Source organism: Mixta mediterraneensis, assembly GCF_014946725.1.
Classification (GTDB): domain Bacteria; phylum Pseudomonadota; class Gammaproteobacteria; order Enterobacterales; family Enterobacteriaceae; genus Pantoea; species Pantoea mediterraneensis.
The window spans coordinates 340626-357691 of the sequence record NZ_JACFXY010000002.1 but is presented as its reverse complement, the minus strand read 5'-3'; the positions used below and the strand labels follow the sequence as shown (position 1 = coordinate 357691).

Annotated in this window: 18 protein-coding genes; 11 read left to right on the top strand and 7 right to left on the bottom strand. The window is 51.8% G+C overall.

Annotation, left to right across the window (positions count from 1 at the left end):
* Nucleotides 1-1347: a pyocin knob domain-containing protein gene (locus H2P46_RS05865; RefSeq protein WP_193404240.1), complete on the top strand. Its 1347-nt coding sequence runs from the start codon at nt 1-3 to the stop codon at nt 1345-1347.
* Nucleotide 1348: 1 nt separating this feature from the next.
* Nucleotides 1349-1771 (top strand): tail fiber assembly protein, encoded by a 423-nt coding sequence (locus tag H2P46_RS05860; RefSeq protein ID WP_193404239.1) that lies wholly within the window; start codon nt 1349-1351, stop codon nt 1769-1771.
* 403 nt (nt 1772-2174) lie between these two features.
* Here H2P46_RS05860 and sapB read toward each other — a convergent pair whose 3' ends face one another.
* The 4 genes from sapB to pspF all read right to left on the bottom strand — a co-directional run bounded on the left by sapB (nt 2175) and on the right by pspF (nt 6157).
* Nucleotides 2175-3140 carry a putrescine export ABC transporter permease SapB gene (gene sapB, locus H2P46_RS05855; RefSeq protein WP_193404238.1) on the bottom strand — a complete coding sequence of 322 codons (966 nt, stop codon included), beginning with the start codon at nt 3138-3140 and terminating at the stop codon, nt 2175-2177.
* Nucleotides 3141-4763 (bottom strand): ABC transporter substrate-binding protein SapA, encoded by a 1623-nt coding sequence (sapA, locus tag H2P46_RS05850; protein WP_193404237.1) that lies wholly within the window; start codon nt 4761-4763, stop codon nt 3141-3143.
* Nucleotides 4764-4916: 153 nt separating this feature from the next.
* Nucleotides 4917-5120 carry a hypothetical protein gene (locus H2P46_RS05845; RefSeq protein ID WP_193404236.1) on the bottom strand — a complete coding sequence of 68 codons (204 nt, stop codon included), beginning with the start codon at nt 5118-5120 and terminating at the stop codon, nt 4917-4919.
* 35 nt (nt 5121-5155) lie between these two features.
* Nucleotides 5156-6157, bottom strand: a complete 1002-nt coding sequence (gene pspF, locus H2P46_RS05840) for a phage shock protein operon transcriptional activator (protein ID WP_193404235.1) — start codon at nt 6155-6157, stop codon at nt 5156-5158.
* Nucleotides 6158-6323: 166 nt separating this feature from the next.
* Between pspF and pspA the strand changes: the two genes are divergently transcribed.
* Genes pspA through H2P46_RS05810 form a run of 6 tightly spaced genes read left to right on the top strand, consistent with a single transcriptional unit; the run spans nt 6324 to nt 10278 of the window.
* Nucleotides 6324-6989 (top strand): phage shock protein PspA, encoded by a 666-nt coding sequence (gene pspA, locus H2P46_RS05835; RefSeq protein ID WP_193404234.1) that lies wholly within the window; start codon nt 6324-6326, stop codon nt 6987-6989.
* Nucleotides 6990-7025: 36 nt separating this feature from the next.
* Entirely contained in the window at nt 7026-7253 is a 228-nt protein-coding gene (gene pspB / locus H2P46_RS05830; RefSeq protein WP_193404233.1) for an envelope stress response membrane protein PspB, read from the top strand.
* Nucleotides 7250-7600 carry an envelope stress response membrane protein PspC gene (gene pspC, locus H2P46_RS05825; RefSeq protein ID WP_193404232.1) on the top strand — a complete coding sequence of 117 codons (351 nt, stop codon included), beginning with the start codon at nt 7250-7252 and terminating at the stop codon, nt 7598-7600. Before pspB ends, pspC begins: the two co-directional genes overlap by 4 nt.
* Nucleotides 7601-7656: 56 nt before the next feature.
* On the top strand, nt 7657-7902 hold the full coding sequence (pspD, locus tag H2P46_RS05820; RefSeq protein WP_193404231.1) for a phage shock protein PspD: 246 nt from the start codon (nt 7657-7659) through the stop codon (nt 7900-7902).
* Entirely contained in the window at nt 7883-9280 is a 1398-nt protein-coding gene (locus tag H2P46_RS05815) for a YcjX family GTP-binding protein (RefSeq protein WP_193404230.1), read from the top strand. Before pspD ends, H2P46_RS05815 begins: the two co-directional genes overlap by 20 nt.
* Nucleotides 9277-10278 (top strand): YcjF family protein, encoded by a 1002-nt coding sequence (locus H2P46_RS05810; protein WP_193404229.1) that lies wholly within the window; start codon nt 9277-9279, stop codon nt 10276-10278. The genes H2P46_RS05815 and H2P46_RS05810 overlap by 4 nt, the downstream gene beginning before the upstream one ends.
* 10 nt (nt 10279-10288) lie before the next feature.
* Here the strand turns inward: H2P46_RS05810 and H2P46_RS05805 are convergent.
* A protein-coding gene (locus tag H2P46_RS05805; RefSeq protein WP_239952247.1) for an IS1 family transposase occupies nt 10289-10986 on the bottom strand; the annotation gives its coding sequence in 2 pieces (ribosomal slippage) (nt 10289-10737 and nt 10737-10986; 699 coding nt in all).
* 278 nt (nt 10987-11264) lie between these two features.
* On the opposite strand from H2P46_RS05805, the gene tyrR reads away from it, so the two are divergent.
* Complete coding sequence (gene tyrR / locus H2P46_RS05800) at nt 11265-12830, top strand: transcriptional regulator TyrR (protein WP_193404228.1); 1566 nt, start codon at nt 11265-11267, stop codon at nt 12828-12830.
* A gap of 65 nt (nt 12831-12895) precedes the next feature.
* On the opposite strand, the gene tpx is transcribed toward tyrR, so the two are convergent.
* Complete coding sequence (tpx, locus tag H2P46_RS05795; RefSeq protein ID WP_193404227.1) at nt 12896-13399, bottom strand: thiol peroxidase; 504 nt, start codon at nt 13397-13399, stop codon at nt 12896-12898.
* Nucleotides 13400-13552: 153 nt separating this feature from the next.
* On the opposite strand from tpx, the gene ycjG reads away from it, so the two are divergent.
* Nucleotides 13553-14536 carry an L-Ala-D/L-Glu epimerase gene (gene ycjG, locus H2P46_RS05790; RefSeq protein ID WP_193404226.1) on the top strand — a complete coding sequence of 328 codons (984 nt, stop codon included), beginning with the start codon at nt 13553-13555 and terminating at the stop codon, nt 14534-14536.
* Here the strand turns inward: ycjG and mpaA are convergent.
* Nucleotides 14514-15218: a murein tripeptide amidase MpaA gene (mpaA, locus tag H2P46_RS05785; RefSeq protein WP_193404225.1), complete on the bottom strand. Its 705-nt coding sequence runs from the start codon at nt 15216-15218 to the stop codon at nt 14514-14516. The two genes, ycjG and mpaA, sit on opposite strands and share 23 nt — an antisense overlap.
* A gap of 156 nt (nt 15219-15374) precedes the next feature.
* On the opposite strand from mpaA, the gene H2P46_RS05780 reads away from it, so the two are divergent.
* The gene (locus tag H2P46_RS05780; protein WP_193404368.1) at nt 15375-16994 is read left to right on the top strand and encodes a peptide ABC transporter substrate-binding protein; all 1620 of its coding nucleotides are present in this window, start codon (nt 15375-15377) and stop codon (nt 16992-16994) included.
* The last annotated feature ends 72 nt before the right edge of the window (nt 16995-17066 follow it).

The window sequence follows — 17066 nt, the reverse complement described above, 5'->3', positions numbered from 1 at the left end:
ATGGCATGGTATACCACCGGCACAATCGCCGTATCCGGAACAACCGTAACCGGCACCGGCACAAACTGGCTGGATAGCAAGCAGTCAATTGGCCCCGGTCAGGCACTGCTTATTCCTGGTTCTGGCACCGTTAAGCTTTATGAGATTGCGAGCGTAACCAGCGCAACAAAGCTGACCCTTAAGACATCACCAGGCACCATTGCGGCGGGACAGGCTTACGCCATCCTGTCGTTTTATACCGACTCGATCCCGGATTTTGCCCGCCGCCTGGCCGCGCAGCTCAGCTATTACCAGTCTCAGATGGATGGCTGGCAGGACATCATGACCGGTTCGGGCAGTGTTACTATGACCGCGCCGGACGGAACGGCTGTGACGATTAGCAGCTTTGCTAAAATGACTACTGATGTGAATACGGCATTAAACGGTTTGGCTAATTCCCTTAAGTTGCCAACATCTAACTTTGCAGGGGATGCAAACGACATCATAAACCCGGGCGTCTACAGCATACCCAGCTCCACTGCTAACCTTCCTGTAGCTGCTAACGGTACGCTATTGTGTCTCACAATTTCATCCGGTGCTGCGGTTACTCAGGAATTTACATCTGTCAGTACATCCTCAGCCACTATTAACAGGAAGTGGACTAGATCGGCTACTGTATCTTCCGGGGTCGCTAACTGGCAGCCGTGGACACAGACTACATTGCGCCCAGTTGAAATGGCAACCGGCCAGGACTTGAACACGCTGACAGAAAGCGGGGTTTATTACGGTGGTGGATATGTTAATGGCCCTTCGGAGATTGTCGGGGCTTATGGTTTCATTGAGGTTAGTTCGACCGGGGCTGGAACAGTTGTTAAACAGGTGATGCACACCAGTACAGCTAACAACCGTTACTTGCGCACCTGCGTGAATGGAAGCTGGTCAGACTGGGCTAAAATTTACACAACGAACAGTAAGCCAAGCCTTACTGACCTTTCGGGAAAGTTACCTGTGGCAAACGGCGGTACAGGGCAAACTTCATTGAATTCATTGCTCGCTGCGTTGGGATTTACCGCTAACACCAGTACACTCAATGTAGCTACCGCGTCAGGGTATACTTATCGTTTCGTTGCAGGATCCACTGTAGTAACCACAAATGAGAGCGGAGAATCAACCGTATCATATTTTAATGCGTTCAATAATGCTTGCTTAGCGACCGTAATACTTCCCGGTGACACGACAGGCACTTCGATGATCATTATTAACTACTCAACATCGAGAACAACCAGTTTTGATTTTCGCGTATATAACGGAACAGCCAGATTAACCAATGCTGCTGTTCGGGTTAACTATATCGCTATAGGATATTAAAATGAGTCAGTTTATGTACAGTGCAACGACAAAGGGCTTTTACCCTGTCGATGAAGAAGAACAAAAGCCATACATAAAAGCAGGTTCTTTACCGGATGACCTGAAAGAAATATCAGACGAAGACTACAGCGCTTTCTTTAACCCACCAGACGGCTATTATTCTGTATTTGATGAGCAAGGTCCGCGCTTAGAGAAAATACCCGAGCCTGATTATGTAGCGATTGCTGAGGCGCAGCGTGATTCGCTGCTGGCAGAAGCCACTACCGCAATAACCGTATGGCAGACCAAGCTGCTTATGGGCCGGAAGCTGACCACTGACGAAACCGAAAAACTGAACGCCTGGATGGATTACATCGATGTGCTTAATGATACAGACTTAAGTGACGCGCCTGATGTTCAATGGCCTACAAAGCCAGCAATTTAAAAAAGCCCGGCGACGGGGCAGAGATAGATCGCGCCGGTCTGAGCAGGCTGCGGGGTGGGTGATTAAAGCTTAGTCACTCGCTCCGCACCCCACCAAACTAAATCTCCTTACCCGCCAAGGGCTTTACAAAAACCCCAACCGCAGCGGCTTGATCAGTTCTACCGATCGATATTACTGTATTTATATACAGCATATATTGAGAGGATTTGAGCATGGGCCGTTACTCAGAAATTCAGGGCGCGTTCCGCGACAGCATTAAGCAGGAGTCGAACGGACGCCGCACAGTCACCACAGAGAACAAATTAAAGAATGTGTACATTGTAGAGTGCCTTTATGCCATTTATGGCGCAAAAATCACGAAATACCATTGATTTATATGTATTTTTATTTATTCAGATAAGCCCTATCGGAGGGCATACCACTCCTTATGTTTCAACGGGTTCATAGCCGCACCAATTACATCCGAAATGACGTTAATTAAAATGACCAGACTCCCCGTTACCATCACCCCTGCCGAAATGGCGGCGTAATCCTGCTGGCGAATCGCGTTGATTAGCCAGCGTCCCAGGCCTGGCCAGTTGAACACCATTTCAGTAATCATCGCCAGCGTCAGCATGGTTGAAAACTGTAGACCAAGACGCGGAATAACCGGTGGCAGGGCATTATGCAAAACATGGCGACGGATCACCGTGAAACGCGATAAACCCCGGGTGGCTGCTGCTTTAACATAGTTTTTATCCATAACGTCGCTGGTGCTGTCACGCAGTAGGCGAACCACTTCTGTGGTAGGAACAATCGCCAGCACAGTGACGGGTAAAATCATATGGGTTAACACGCTAATTAGCATTTCATGCCGCCACGGCGAGGGACTTATCCAGGCGTCAATCAACGCAAAGCCGCTGATATTTTGTACCGGATAGAGCAGGTCGTAGCGGCCCGAAACCGGCAGCCAGCCGAGGGTCAACGAGAATAGCAGGGTAAACAGCAGCGCCAGCCAGAATACTGGCATAGAAAAGCCAATCAGCATAAGAGCACTAATGAGCTTATCCTGCCACTTGTTGCGCATAACCCCGGCACAAATGCCAAGAGGAATGCCAATCAGCAGGGCGCATAAAAACGCCAGGATGCACAGTTCCATGGTTGCGGGAAAGACTTCGCGCAACTGCACGCCAATTTCCTGTCCGTTAGTGCTGGAAACGCCAAAATCGAGCTGGAGCATACCTTTAAACCAAAACCACCATGCATCCAGCAGCGATGCGCCTTCCAGCGGCGCATTCGGCGTGAAATAGCTCAGGCTAAAACTGACCAGCGACAGCAAAAACAGCGTAATCACCAGCAGTAGCAGGCGGCGTAAGATATAAATGATCACTTACGGTTCCTCTCGCTCATCGCGATAAACGCCGGCAAACGAGGCGTTGCCAAACGGGCTTAGTACCAAACCTTTAATGTCGTGACGATAGGCTTGCAACCGCAGCGACGATGCTAACGGCAGCACCGGCAGATCCTGCGCCAGCATCCGTTGGGCGCGAGCATAGTTATCAATACGGCCTGCCAGTTGTTGGGTCAGCAACGCATTTTGCAGTGTTTCGTCAAATGCGGGAGAGCACCAATGGGCGTAGTTGGTTTGCGAACGAATTGCCGCACAGCTCAGCAGCGGGCGGAAAAAACTGTCGGGATCGTTACTATCGGTGGCCCAACCGGTAAGCGTTAAATCATGATTCATCGACATCAGCTGTGCTTCCTGGAACCGGCCTTCTACCGGCACGATGGTGACCTGTACGCCCACCTGCGCCAAATCGGCCTGTAGCAATTCTGCAGTTTTTAGCGGGCTTGGATTCCATGCTTGTGACGTTGCGGGCACAACCAAACGCAGATGCAAATTTGTCAGGCCGAGCGCTTGCAGTTCATCACGCGATTTTTTCGGATCAAATTCAGTGATGCGTGCATCGTTGTTATAGGCCCATGACGCCCGTGGCAAAATTGACGCTGCGGTTTCTGCAGTGCCGTAATAAATGGATTCCATCAACCGTTCGTTGTTAATCGCTAATGCCAACGCATGGCGTACTTCAGGCCGATCAAGCGGTGGTTTGCGGGTATTAAATGCCAGATAGGCGATGTTCATGCCGGGGCGCAGCGTCATACGTAAACGCGGATCGTCACGTAAGATACTGAGCTGGCTGGCTGCGGGGTAGGCGAGTACATCACATTCACCGGTCAGCAATTTAGATAAGCGCCCGGTGCCGCCTGCGCCAAGATCAATTACCGCCTGTTGCAGGCGTGGGACGCCTTTCCAGTAATGGGGATTACGCACCAGGCGAATATACTGTCCTGCACGATATTCGCTGAGCTGGAACGGCCCCGTACCCACAGGTTGTTGATCTAACGCTTCCTGACGACCTTCGGCGCTGAGCTTATCAGCATACTCCTTCGATAAAATCGGTGCGTAATGGGTAGCCAGATGCCAGAGGAACGAGGCGTCCGGGTTGTTCAGGCGTATCTCAACCGTGTGGTTGTCGATTTTCTTAATACTTTGTACTGAATCGGCAAATTGCAGGCTATCGAAATAGGGATAACTGCCGCCATTGACGTTGTGCCAGGGGTGCTTGCGGTCAAACATACGGGCAAAACTGAACACGACGTCGTCGGCATTGAGCGGCCGTGAAGGTTTAAACCAGTTGGTTTGCTGAAACTGTACGGCGGACTGCAAATGAAAACGGTAGGTTGCGCCGTTACCACGCACTTCCCAGCTGGCCGCCAGATCGGGTTTTAGCCGATAAGTATAAGGGTCAACATCCAGCAAGCGGTCATACAGCTGGGCTGCTAACGTATCGACCGCCACACCACCGCTGGCCATTTGCGGATTAAAAGAATTCAATGTGCCATTAACACAATAGACAAAGCCGCTCTGGTGAATATCACCCGATGGCGCTGCCCACGCAGGCGCACTCAACACACTGAGGCTAAGCAACAGCGAAGGGATTAGTCTGGACATAGAACTCAACGATTTTGAGGCATTGGGCTGAGTGTATCGCAAAGCAGGCTTTGTCCCAAAATCTGTGGTGCGAGTCGAGAGGATTTTAAGCGAAAAGCGGCAAAAATAATCACATCGTTGGTGTGGAGATGAGAAAAATTCTCAACAATGGCTTTACAGATGATAATAAGAATGATTATTATTACTTTGCGCTTCGACGGTGGCTCTACCGTAGAAGAGCACGACATTGCTCACATTGCTTCCAGTATTATTGCCCGCCTTGTGCGGGCTTTTTTTTGATCTGTTTTGAGCAAGGTGCGGCATTGTCTGTGTCCATTTATCCCGGTTATTACAAATAAGCAGCTGCCATTCGCGCATTTTCCCACCTCCTTAGACAGTGAAAAAGCCCTGCCTTAGCTTGCGTCATCGCGGGCCTGAATGCCGTGTTTTTTCATCATCGCTCTGAGCTGGTGATAGGTCACGCCAAGCAAACCTGCCGCGCGACGCTGATTGTATTTAGCCTGCAACAGGCTCGACTCCACCAGTTCCCGCTCCTGCTGGTTCTGCCACTGACGCAAATCGAACGGTAAGGCGGGCAGGAGGGCAATGTCAGCATTGACCGCTGCTTTTACAGGTTCGACACGCGGTGCGAACGGATTAATGATGATGTTATCCAGCGGCTCTTCGCTGCTGTGATGGCGGTAAACCGAACGCTCCACCACATTTTTTAGTTCACGCACGTTGCCGGGCCAGTCATGTGCCAGCAGCGTTTTCTGCGCCTCGCCGGTAAAGCCTGGGAATAATGGCAGCCCGAGCTCACGGCACATTTGAATCGCAAAATGCTCGGCCATGACCAGAATATCGCTGCGCCGCTCACGCATCGGCGGCAGTTGCACTACATCAAATGCCAGGCGATCAAGCAGGTCGGCGCGGAATTTTCCTTCTGCTGCCATGGCCGGAAGATCTTCATTAGTGGCGCAAACCAGACGCACGTTAACCTGTAATGCGTGATTACCTCCAACGCGTTCCAGCTGGCCATATTCAATCACACGCAACAGTTTTTCCTGGACCAGCATGGGCGCTGCGCCTAATTCATCAAGAAATAGCGTGCCACCATCTGCGCGCTCGAAGCGGCCTAAATGGCGTTTCTGCGCGCCGGTAAATGCACCGGCTTCGTGCCCGAAAAGTTCAGAGTCGAGCAGGTTTTCATTTAACGCCGCGCAGTTCAACGAGATGAACGGACCCTGCCAGCGATCAGAAAGGTAATGCAAACGGCTGGCAATCAACTCTTTACCGGTGCCGCGTTCGCCAATCACCAGGACAGGTTTTTCCAGCGGCGCCAGCTTTGAAACGTGTTCAAGGACTTCCAAAAATTTATTAGATTCGCCCAACAGAGTATCTTTATTGTCTGCCATGATGAATTTCGCCACCTGTTAATCAAATTGACCAGCCAAAAGGTTAGGTTAAGTGTAGTATTTTTTTAAAATACAGCAATATCAGTGGGATAAAAAACTGGCACGTATCTTGAATTAGATTAAACAGCGCAAGACGCAAACATAACTTTTTAAGAGGAACATTATTATGGGTATTTTTTCTCGTTTCGCCGACATCGTGAACGCCAACATCAACTCACTGCTGGAGCGCGCAGAAGATCCGCAGAAACTGGTACGCCTGATGATTCAGGAAATGGAAGATACCTTAGTTGAAGTCCGTTCAACCTCAGCGCGTACGCTGGCAGAAAAAAAACAGCTGAATCGCCGTATCGAGCAGGCCGAAATTCAACAGGCAGGATGGCAGGAAAAAGCCGAACTGGCGCTGCGTAAAGATAAGGAAGACCTGGCACGCTCAGCGCTGATTGAAAAACAAAAGTTAACCGATCTTATCGCTACCCTGACCCAGGAAGTAAACCAGGTGGAAGAAACGCTGGAGCGAATGAAAGGCGAGATTAGCGAACTGGAGAAAAAACTCAGCGAAACGCGTGCTCGCCAGCAGGCTCTGACGCTGCGTCATCAGGCCGCGTCTTCTTCCCGCGATGTGCGTCGCCAGTTGGACAGCGGCAAAATTGATGAAGCCATGGCGCGTTTTGAATCGTTCGAGCGCCGCATCGATCATATGGAAGCTGAAGCTGAAAGCCACGGTTTTGGTAAGCCAAAAACGCTGGATCAGGAATTCACCGATCTTAAAGCCGATGATGAAATCAGCCAGCAACTGAACGCGCTAAAAGCCAAAATGAACCGCAGCGAATAATTAACGAACTTTGCGAATACTGATTAAGGAGAGTCAATGAGCGCACTTTTTCTTGCCATACCACTCACGATTTTCGTGCTTTTTGTCGCGCCGATCTGGTTATGGCTGCATTACAGCAATAAACGTAATGGTGGAGCCGAACTCTCGCAAAGCGAAATCCAGCGTTTACAGCTGATCACAAAAGACGCTCAGCGCATGCGCGAACGTATTGATGCGCTGGAAGCGATCCTGGATGCGGAGCACCCGGACTGGAGGCAACCATGATAAAGGGGCGTAAACTGTGGCGTAAACCCGACGAAGGGAAATTCATGGGGGTTTGCGCGGGTCTGGCTGAGTACCTCGACATTCCGGTGCGGTTATTGCGCGTGATCGTGGTGTTATCGCTGTTCTTTGGCCTGTTTGGCTTTACCATTATCGCCTATTTTGTGCTGGGTTTTGTGTTGGACATCAAGCCTGCCGGGGCTGAAAGTCATGCACGCCAGCCCAGTGCCAGCGAACTGCTGGACCAGTTAGAAACGGCATTACAGCGCGATGAGCGCAGCGTGCGGGATTTGGAGCGCTACGTTACGTCAGAAACTTTCAGCGTGCGCAGCCGCTTCCGTCAGCTCTAATTCTCCTTTTTCACGGGTCTGAATCAGGCCCGTTTTCTGTCTTTTCGGAGGTGTTGATGTCATTACGCTCAGCTACTTTTCGTCACCGCGCGGCTCCCGCGTTGAAGTCGGCGGCCAAATTCATCATTATCAATGCTGTTACTTATGGTCCCGCTGGGGTTACCGGCTGGGCCGTGAAATCGGTGGCGCGTCGACCTTTACGCCTTTTGCTGGCAGTAGCCCTTGAACCGCTGCTGAAACGCGTGTTGAGTCGGGCGGCATCACGCTTCATCAAGGAGAAAGATGAAAAGACTGCAAACTGAATTAACAGCGTTGATGAATCGCAGCGTTGATCGCCATCTTCGTTTAGCGGTAACCGGCTTAAGCCGCAGCGGAAAAACGGCATTCATTACTTCACTGGTTAATCAACTTCTCACTGTGCACAGCGGCGCCCGATTGCCGTTATTTTCTGTGGTGCGGGAGGAACGTCTGCTGGGCGTAAAGCGCGTTCCTCAGCGTGACATGGGAACCTCACGCTTCACTTATGATCAGGGACTGGCGCAGCTTTATGGCGTGCCACCGGCCTGGCCAACGCCAACGCGTGGTATCAGTGAAATACAGCTGGCGCTGCGTTACCGCCCCAATGATTCACTGATACGTCATTTCAAAGATACCGCCACGCTTTACCTCGAAATTATTGATTATCCCGGCGAATGGCTGCTCGATTTACCGATGCTGGCGCAGGATTACGTTGCCTGGTCACGGCAGATGAACGGTTTGCTGCAAGGCGATCGCGCTGAATGGGCGACGCCGTGGCGCGAAATGTGCCAACAGCTCGATCCGTTTGCGCCGGCAGATGAAAACCGGCTGGCTGAGATTGCGGCGGCCTGGACCGACTATCTACATCGCTGCAAAAATGAAGGTTTGCACTTCATTCAGCCGGGACGTTTCGTTTTGCCCGGTGAAATGGCAGGTGCACCTGCGTTGCAGTTTTTCCCGTGGCCGACCCACGACGATGCACAGGTAAGCAAACTGACGCAGGCGGAGAAGGGCAGCAATTTTGCTATGTTGCAACAGCGCTTTAATTATTATTGCCAGCACGTGGTGAAGGATTTCTATAAAAATCATTTTTTGGGTTTCGATCGCCAAATCGTTCTTGTCGATTGTTTACAGCCGTTAAATAACGGCCCGCAGGCATTCAGTGATATGCGGCTGGCATTAACACAACTGATGCAGAGTTTTCATTACGGCCAGCGCACCCTGTTTCGTCGGCTATTTTCGCCGGTGATCGATAAATTATTATTTGCTGCGACTAAAGCCGATCACATTACCAGCGATCAGCATGGCAACATGGTGTCATTGCTGCAACAGCTGGTGCAGGACGCATGGCAAAATGCGGCATTTGAAGGCATTCGTATGGACTGTATTGGCCTGGCGTCAGTGCAGGCAACGCAAAGTGGTCTGGTCGATCATCATGGCGAGACGATCCCGGCGCTGCGCGGCCATCGCTTGCGGGATGGTGAAGCACTAACCGTTTATCCCGGCGAAGTGCCGCCGCGCCTGCCGGGCAACGCCTTTTGGCAGCAGCAGGGGTTTCAGTTTGAACAGTTTCTTCCGCAGCAGTTGGATGTTGATCGCCCGTTACCTCATATTCGTATGGATGCAGCACTGGAATTTTTACTGGGAGATAAATTGCGATGAGCGATCCCTTAAAGCCACGCATTGATTTTGCGCGTCCCCTTGATGGCGAGCGTGAAATACCGCTGCGTCCGGCACAGACATTTGAAGATAATACCCAGACTGCCTTTTTAGCCGTAACAGACGACGATGCGATGCCCGAAGAAGGCGCGGGCGAGCGTGCCGTGGAAGCTGCCCTGGAACCAAAGCGCAGCCTGTGGCGTAAAATGGTCGGCGCAGGATTGGCCCTGTTTGGCGTAAGCGTCATTGCGCAAGGCGTACAATGGACGCATGACGCCTGGATGACGCATAACTGGTTTGCTCTCGGTAGCGGCGTTGCTGGCGGATTAATCGTGGTGGCGGGCGTGGGAGCATTAGCCAGTGAATGGCGTCGCCTGTATCAGTTACGCCAGCGTGCCGAAGAGCGAGATGTTGCACGAGAACTGCTGCATAGTCATGGCATCGGCCAGGGACGCGCTTTTTGTGAAAAGCTGGCACAACAGGCGGAGCTGGATCACGCACATCCGGCCTTGCAGCGCTGGCAGGCGTCGTTACATGAAACGCATAATGACAGTGAGGTTGTGCGTTTATATGCTCAACTGGTGCAGCCGGTTTTAGATCGTCAGGCGCGGCGTGAAATCAGTCGTCATGCCGCAGAATCGACGTTAATGATTGCCGTTAGCCCGCTGGCGCTGGTCGATATGGCTTTTATTGCCTGGCGTAACTTACGCCTGGTCAATCGCATCGCGGCAATTTACGGCATTGAACTGGGATATTTCAGTCGCATCCGGTTATTCCGTCTGGTGCTGCTGAATATGGCGTTTGCCGGAGCGTCAGAACTGGCGCGCGAAGTCGGTATGGACTGGATGTCGCAGGACATTGCTGCAAGGCTGTCGGCGCGTGCTGCACAAGGAATCGGTGCAGGGTTATTAACGGCGCGCCTGGGAATTAAGGCGATGGAGTTATGCCGCCCACTGCCCTGGCTGGAAGAAGATAAACCGCGTTTGGGCGATTTCCGGTAATGACTCCAACTTACTGATAGTGTTTTATGTTCAGATAATGTCCGATGACCTTGTCATGCAGCTCCACCGATTTTGAGAACGACAGTGACTTCCGTCCCAGCCTTGCCAGATGTTGTCTCAGATTCAGGTTATGTCGCTCAATGCGCTGAGTGTAACGCTTGCTGATAACGTGCAGCTTTCCCTTCAGGCGTGATTCATACAGCGGCCAGCCATCCGTCATCCATACCACGACCTCAAAGGCCGACAGCAGGCTCAGAAGACGCTCCAGTGTGGCCAGAGTGCGTTCACCGAAGACGTGTGCCACAACCGTCCTCCGTATCCTGTCATACGCGTAAAACAGCCAGCGCTGACGTGATTTAGCACCGACGTAGCCCCACTGTTCGTCCATTTCAGCGCAGACAATCACATCACTGCCCGGTTGTATGCGCGAGGTTACCGACTGCGGCCTGAGTTTTTTAAGTGACGTAAAACCGTGTTGAGGCCAATGCCCATAATGCGTGCACTGGCGCGACATCCGACGCCATTCATGGCCATATCAATGATTGTCTGGTGCGTACCGGGCTGAGAGGCGGTGTAAGTGAACTGTAGTTGCCATGTTTTACGGCAATGAGAGCAGAGATAGCGCTGATGTCCGGCAGTGCTTTTGCCGTTACGCACCACGCCTTCAGTAGCGGAGCAGGAAGGACATCTGATGGAAATGGAAGCCACGCAAGCACCTCAAAATCACCATCATACACTAAATCAGTAAGTTGGGAGCATTACCCGATTTCCGACGCGAACTAATAGGGCAGTTAAAAGAGGTGCTACAAAAAAACGCGAAGTGATGAATAACCGCGCGCTGTTCTGTCATAGCGCGCCATCTTAGCGATGCGCTCAATTCCTGACCACCTCCCTCTGAACTGTCAACTTTTCCTGACAGACCTCTTTCTGTCACGCGCTAAGTTAGCGTATTATTGCTTAATCTTAACCTGTTTAAGGCCATCGCAATGCGTTTGGAAGTGTTCTGTCAGGACCGTATCGGTTTGACCCGCGAGCTGCTTGACTTGCTGGTTGCGCGTAATATTGATCTTCGCGGTATCGAAATTGCGGCATTAGGCCGTATCTATCTCAATTTCTCGGCGCTGGAATTTGATCAGTTTAGTCATTTAATGGCCGAAATCCGTCGTACACCAGGCGTGACGGATGTGCGCACGGTGACATACATGCCATCTGAGCGTGAACATCGTGCGTTGAGCGCACTGCTGGTAGCGATGCCTGAACCGGTATTTTCGATCGACCTGAAAAGCAAAGTGGAACTGGCAAACCCAGCCGCGCAAAACCTGTTCAATCTTGACGAGCAGAAAATGCGTAATTTCAGCGCCGGGAACCTGATAAATGGGTTCAATTTTATGCGCTGGCTGGAAAGTGAACAGGTCGAAGCGCAGGCGCAGCATGTGGTGATTGAAGGACGTGATTTCCTGATGGAAGCGCGTCCTATTTATCTGACTGCAGAAGAAGGACAAAGCGATCAGCCGGTCGGCGCGATGATCATGCTGAAATCCACTGCGCGCATGGGCCGCCAGCTGCAAAATTTGATTGTTACCGATGAATCAGAATTTGATCACATCGTTGCTGTCGCCCCCAAAATGCGCCAGGTCGTTGATCAGGCACGCAAACTGGCAATGCATGATGCGCCATTGCTGATTATTGGCGATACCGGCACCGGTAAAGATATGCTGGCTCGTGCCTGCCATTTACGTAGCGCGCGCGGCAAAATGCCGTTCCTGGCGCTAAACTGCGCCTCGCTGCCGGATGATGTGGCAGAAAGTGAACTGTTTGGCCACGCGGCGGGGGCTTATCCGAATGCGCTGGAAGGTAAAAAAGGGTTTTTCGAGCAGGCAAACGGCGGCTCGGTGCTGCTGGATGAGATCGGCGAGATGTCGCCAAGTATGCAAACTAAATTGCTGCGTTTCCTTAACGACGGCACTTTCCGCCGCGTTGGGGAAGAGCATGAAGTTCATGTGAATATACGCGTCATTTGCGCGACGCAGAAAAACTTAATTGAACTGGTACAGCGTGGCGAATTCCGTGAAGACCTGTTTTATCGTCTGAATGTGTTAACGCTTAACCTGCCACCGCTGCGCGATCGTCCCCAGGATATTTTGCCGTTGACAGAAATGTTTGTCGCCCGGTTCGCTGATGAACAAGGTATTCCACGTCCGCGCTTATCGCCTCAGCTCAATGCCTTTCTGACGCGTTATAGCTGGCCGGGTAATGTCCGTCAGCTAAAAAATGCGCTCTATCGCGCGCTGGCGCAGCTGGAGGGTTACGAATTACGTCCCCAAGATATTATCCTGCCGGAGCAGGCTTTAGATGTGTCACTGGATGAGGAAGCGATGGAAGGTACGCTGGATCAAATTACCAGCCGCTTTGAACGTTCAATTTTAACCCGTTTATACCTGTCTTATCCCAGCACACGTAAGCTGGCGAAACGGCTGGGCGTATCACATACCGCGATTGCCAATAAATTGCGCGAATATGGCCTGGGCCAGAAACGCCATGACAGCGAATAAATAGCAGTAAATAAAAAGCGGATACAGGTGATCCGCTTTTTGATCAGCTTAATTTCCAGAAAGGATTACTTCAGTGCTGCCAGCACTGCGTCGTAATCGGGTTCGTGGGTAATCTCATCTACCAGCTGGCTGTAGATGACGTTGTCATGCTCATCCAGCACCACTACAGCGCGCGCCGTTAAACCCTGCAACGCACCGTCCGCAATTTCCACACCATAATCATGTTTAAACTCTGCGCCACGCAGGGTTGATAACGTAACGACATTGTTCAGGTTATCTGCACCGCAAAAACGCGACTGAGCAAACGGCAGGTCGGCAGAGATGCACAGCACCACCGTATTGCTCAGTTCGCTGGCCAGCTGGTTAAACTTGCGCACGGAAGAAGCGCATACGCCAGTATCGATGCTTGGAAAAATATTCAGAACTTTGCGTTTTCCTGCATACTCAGAGAGCGATACGTTTGCCAGCGTTTTCGCGACTAACGAAAACGGTTTAGCCTGATCCCCTGCTTGTGGAAACTGACCGGCAACCGGTACTGGGTTACCCTGAAAATGAACAGTTTGAGACATACTCGTTCCTTTTAATGGTGAAAAGATCTGACGGAAATTTTGCGTCAGATCATGTATAGCCGTTGTTTATGACATATTTTTTAAGGGTTTACGAGCGCATTTATTGCGGTAAACCACGCGTTAAGTCCTGATAGCGCCCACTAAGGAGAGGTAATGAGAACGGTAAAAACGTATCCCGAAGCCTGGCCATTGCATACGCCGTTTGTCATTGCACGCGGAAGCCGTACTGAGGCCAGGGTTGTCGTTGTCGAAGTGGAAGAGGCGGGTGTCAAAGGAACGGGGGAAGCGACCCCTTACGCACGTTATGGTGAAAGCGAAGCTTTGGTGCTGAAACAAATCGCAACGCTGTTACCGCAATTACAGCAGGGCTTGACGCGTGAAGCCTTGCAGCAGGCGCTGCCTCCCGGCGCGGCGCGTAATGCCATTGATTGCGCGCTATGGGATTTGGCGGTGAATCAACAGCAGCAAACCCTGTGGCAACTTAGCGGCACAGCGATGCCCTCGTCAGTCGTGACCGCGCAAACGGTCAGCATTGATACGCCTGAAGCGATGGCGAGCAGCGCGCTGGCCTTGTGGCAAAACGGCGCCACGCTGCTAAAAATCAAACTGGATAACAGCTATATCACCGAGCGTTTGATGGCGATACGTGCAGCGGTGCCGGAAGCCACCTTAATTGTCGATGCCAATGAATCATGGCAGGCAGAAGGGCTGGCGGCGCGTTGCCAGCTGCTCGCGGATTTACAAGTGACCATGCTGGAGCAGCCGTTAGCGGCTGGCGAAGATGCGGCGCTGGCTAACTTTATCCATCCGTTACCGATTTGCGCGGATGAAAGTTGCCATACGCGTGACAGCCTGCCGTCGCTACGTGGTCGGTATGAGATGGTTAACATTAAGCTGGATAAGGCGGGTGGGCTGACAGAAGCCCTGGCACTGGCTGAGGCTGCGGCAAAAATGGGTTTTGAGGTCATGTTAGGCTGTATGCTTTGCACCTCACGCGCCATTCGTGCGGCGTTGCCGCTGATTCCCCAGGCGCGCTATGCCGATTTAGACGGGCCAACCTGGCTTGCGGTAGATGTCGAACCCGCCATTGAGGTGCAAAGCGGTAAAGTGATTATTACTGCCAGCGCAGCAGATTAATCATCATTTCAAGGTAGGATTCCGTAGCTTCGTCCACGGAAATAGCTGGCATTTCGGCGGTCACGCAGGGCAAGCCAAGATCGTTACACCAGCTACCAAACGAGCCCGGCGTGTCGTAACCGACGCTACTGACACGCGGTAGTGCGGTGTGCTGCGCCAGCCACTCCCCAATTGCAATCTGATGAGGATCGTCAATACAGGCCAGCGGCTCATGCCATGTCACAATCCAGCCTGGTTTGAGCTGATGGATGAGTGCGCACAATGCCTGCGTTTCCGGTTCAGAAGCGGGATGGGTGCCCGTTGATAATTTCACATCGCGATCGTCGGCCAGACTGTTCCAGCGATACACCGTGTTGCCGGGTTGCCAGTTAGCGGCCGGAAAGTTGCGATTAAGGTCAACGCCATTCGCGTTAGCGCGCAACCCGAGCTGGCATCCATCGGGATTTACCGCTAACACCACGTGATGGCGCCGCAGATGATCGGGTAAGGTGCGCAGTGCGGCAGACAGCGTAGCAATTGCTGCGTTTTCGTCGCCGTGGGTGCCCGCCAGAATCAAACCGCTGTCAATATCAGCGAGCGGGGCCGGAAACCATAACAGCGGTGCGCCCAACGCTGAGGTGCCATAACGCTGATAAGGTATAGCCAGTTTTCCACGCAGCGGTCGCGGATGTAATGACAACATATTTATATTCTCTCGAAGGGTTTAGCCTAAAAGTAGCTGAAAAGCCGGGGTGGGAAAATAGCTATTTATCAATCAGCAATTTGCGCTAAAGTGCCCAGGGACAAGCTGCGTTGGCAATGCCCTGATGCAGCGCTTCTTAGGGGTAAAGAGGTGATGATGATAACGACGTTTCGCATGACGCTGGTGGCACTTAGCCTGAGTACCATTGTCTCGCCCGTGCTGGCAGCCAATGTTCCCGCTGGAGCACAACTCGCCGAAAAACAGGAAATTGTTCGCCATATAAAAGACGAACCTGCGTCGCTCGATCCGCTTAAGTCCGTGGGATTACCTGAGATCCAGGTTATTCGCGATCTGTTCGAAGGCCTGACCAATCAAGATGCACACGGTAAAATTGTGCCGGGTGTGGCGCAAAGCTGGAGCAGCAGCGACAACAAAACCTGGATTTTCACCCTGCGTAAGAACGCACGCTGGTCCAATGGTGAGCCGGTTACCGCGCAGGATTTTGTTTACAGCTGGCAACGGCTGGTCGATCCCAAAAACAGTTCTTCTTTTGCCTGGTTTGCTGGCCTGAGCGGCATTGAAAATGCGACAGCGATTACCAAAGGTGAAATGAGCCCCGATAAACTCGGGGTCAGCGCGCTGGATAAGCAGCAACTGAAGGTTACGCTGGATCGACCGGTACCGTGGTTTCCGGGTTTAGTGGCTAACGTAGCGCTGTTTCCTGTGCCGCAAAAAGTGATTGCTAAAGAGGGCGACAGCTGGACATCGCCAGGTAAACTGGTAGGTAACGGCGCCTATCAACTTAGCGATCGCGTAGTAAATGAAAAAATTGTGCTGACGCGCAATCCTGAATACTGGGATAACGCCCATTCTGTGCTGACCCGCGTCACCTTTCTTCCGATTAACGAAGAGTCGAGCGCCACCAAACGTTATCGTTCGAATGACATCGATATTACGGAATCTTTCCCCAAAAACATGTATGCATTGCTGAAAAAGACGTTGCCAGGTCAGGTTTATACGCCGGATCAACTTGGCACCTATTATTACGCCTTCAACACGCAAAAAGGACCCACTGCGGACGTGCGGGTGCGTAAAGCGCTATCGTGGAGTATTGATCGCAACATCATTGCAGAAAAAGTATTAGGAACCGGTGAGAAGCCAGCGTGGCACTTTACGCCCGATGTCACTGCGGGCTTTAAACCGCTGCCATCATTTTTACAGCAGCATAATCAAAAAGAGCTGAACGCGCAGGCCAAAGCGCTGCTGGCTGCTGCGGGTTACGGCCCGGATAAACCGTTGCATCTTAAGCTGCTGTATAACACGTCAGAAAGCCATCAGAAGATTGCCATTGCAGTTGCGTCTATGTGGAAAAAGAATCTGGGTGTTGACGTCACGCTGGAAAACCAGGAGTGGAAAACTTACATCGACAGCCGAAACAGCGGTAATTTCGATGTAATTCGTGCCTCCTGGGTGGGCGACTACAATGAACCGTCAACGTTTCTGAGCCTGCTGACGACAGGGAATAGCAGTAATATTGCGCGTTTTAAAAACACCGATTATGACGCCGTGATGGCAAAAGCCAGTACTGAAACCAGCGATCAGGCGCGTAACGTTGATTATAATCGCGCTGAACAGATTCTTGCCGATCAGGCGCCCGTTGCACCCATTTATCAGTACACTAATGGCCGGTTAATCAAGCCTTGGGTGAAAGGGTATCCGATTACCAATCCAGAGGACGTGGCATACAGCCGCGAGTTGTGGATCGAAAAGCATTAATGCTGTCGGCCTGTCGCAGGCCGCAGTTTCACACCTTTCCTCACATTCAGAAGATTGCAACTGCTTACTGTC

Bases quoted from the DNA above. Each gene is read 5' to 3' on its own strand.
- mpaA (WP_193404225.1), bottom strand. From the start codon at position 15,218: ATGTTGTCATTACATCCGCGACCGCTGCGTGGAAAACTGGCTATACCT.
- tpx (WP_193404227.1), bottom strand. From the start codon at position 13,399: ATGTCTCAAACTGTTCATTTTCAGGGTAACCCAGTACCGGTTGCCGGT.
- H2P46_RS05845 (WP_193404236.1), bottom strand. From the start codon at position 5,120: ATGCGCGAATGGCAGCTGCTTATTTGTAATAACCGGGATAAATGGACA.
- pspC (WP_193404232.1), top strand. From the start codon at position 7,250: ATGATAAAGGGGCGTAAACTGTGGCGTAAACCCGACGAAGGGAAATTC.
- pspD (WP_193404231.1), top strand. From the start codon at position 7,657: ATGTCATTACGCTCAGCTACTTTTCGTCACCGCGCGGCTCCCGCGTTG.
- H2P46_RS05815 (WP_193404230.1), top strand. From the start codon at position 7,883: ATGAAAAGACTGCAAACTGAATTAACAGCGTTGATGAATCGCAGCGTT.
- H2P46_RS05860 (WP_193404239.1), top strand. From the start codon at position 1,349: ATGAGTCAGTTTATGTACAGTGCAACGACAAAGGGCTTTTACCCTGTC.
- H2P46_RS05810 (WP_193404229.1), top strand. From the start codon at position 9,277: ATGAGCGATCCCTTAAAGCCACGCATTGATTTTGCGCGTCCCCTTGAT.
- pspB (WP_193404233.1), top strand. From the start codon at position 7,026: ATGAGCGCACTTTTTCTTGCCATACCACTCACGATTTTCGTGCTTTTT.
- pspA (WP_193404234.1), top strand. From the start codon at position 6,324: ATGGGTATTTTTTCTCGTTTCGCCGACATCGTGAACGCCAACATCAAC.
- H2P46_RS05780 (WP_193404368.1), top strand. From the start codon at position 15,375: ATGATAACGACGTTTCGCATGACGCTGGTGGCACTTAGCCTGAGTACC.
- pspF (WP_193404235.1), bottom strand. From the start codon at position 6,157: ATGGCAGACAATAAAGATACTCTGTTGGGCGAATCTAATAAATTTTTG.
- tyrR (WP_193404228.1), top strand. From the start codon at position 11,265: ATGCGTTTGGAAGTGTTCTGTCAGGACCGTATCGGTTTGACCCGCGAG.
- H2P46_RS05865 (WP_193404240.1), top strand. From the start codon at position 1: ATGGCATGGTATACCACCGGCACAATCGCCGTATCCGGAACAACCGTA.
- sapA (WP_193404237.1), bottom strand. From the start codon at position 4,763: ATGTCCAGACTAATCCCTTCGCTGTTGCTTAGCCTCAGTGTGTTGAGT.
- ycjG (WP_193404226.1), top strand. From the start codon at position 13,553: ATGAGAACGGTAAAAACGTATCCCGAAGCCTGGCCATTGCATACGCCG.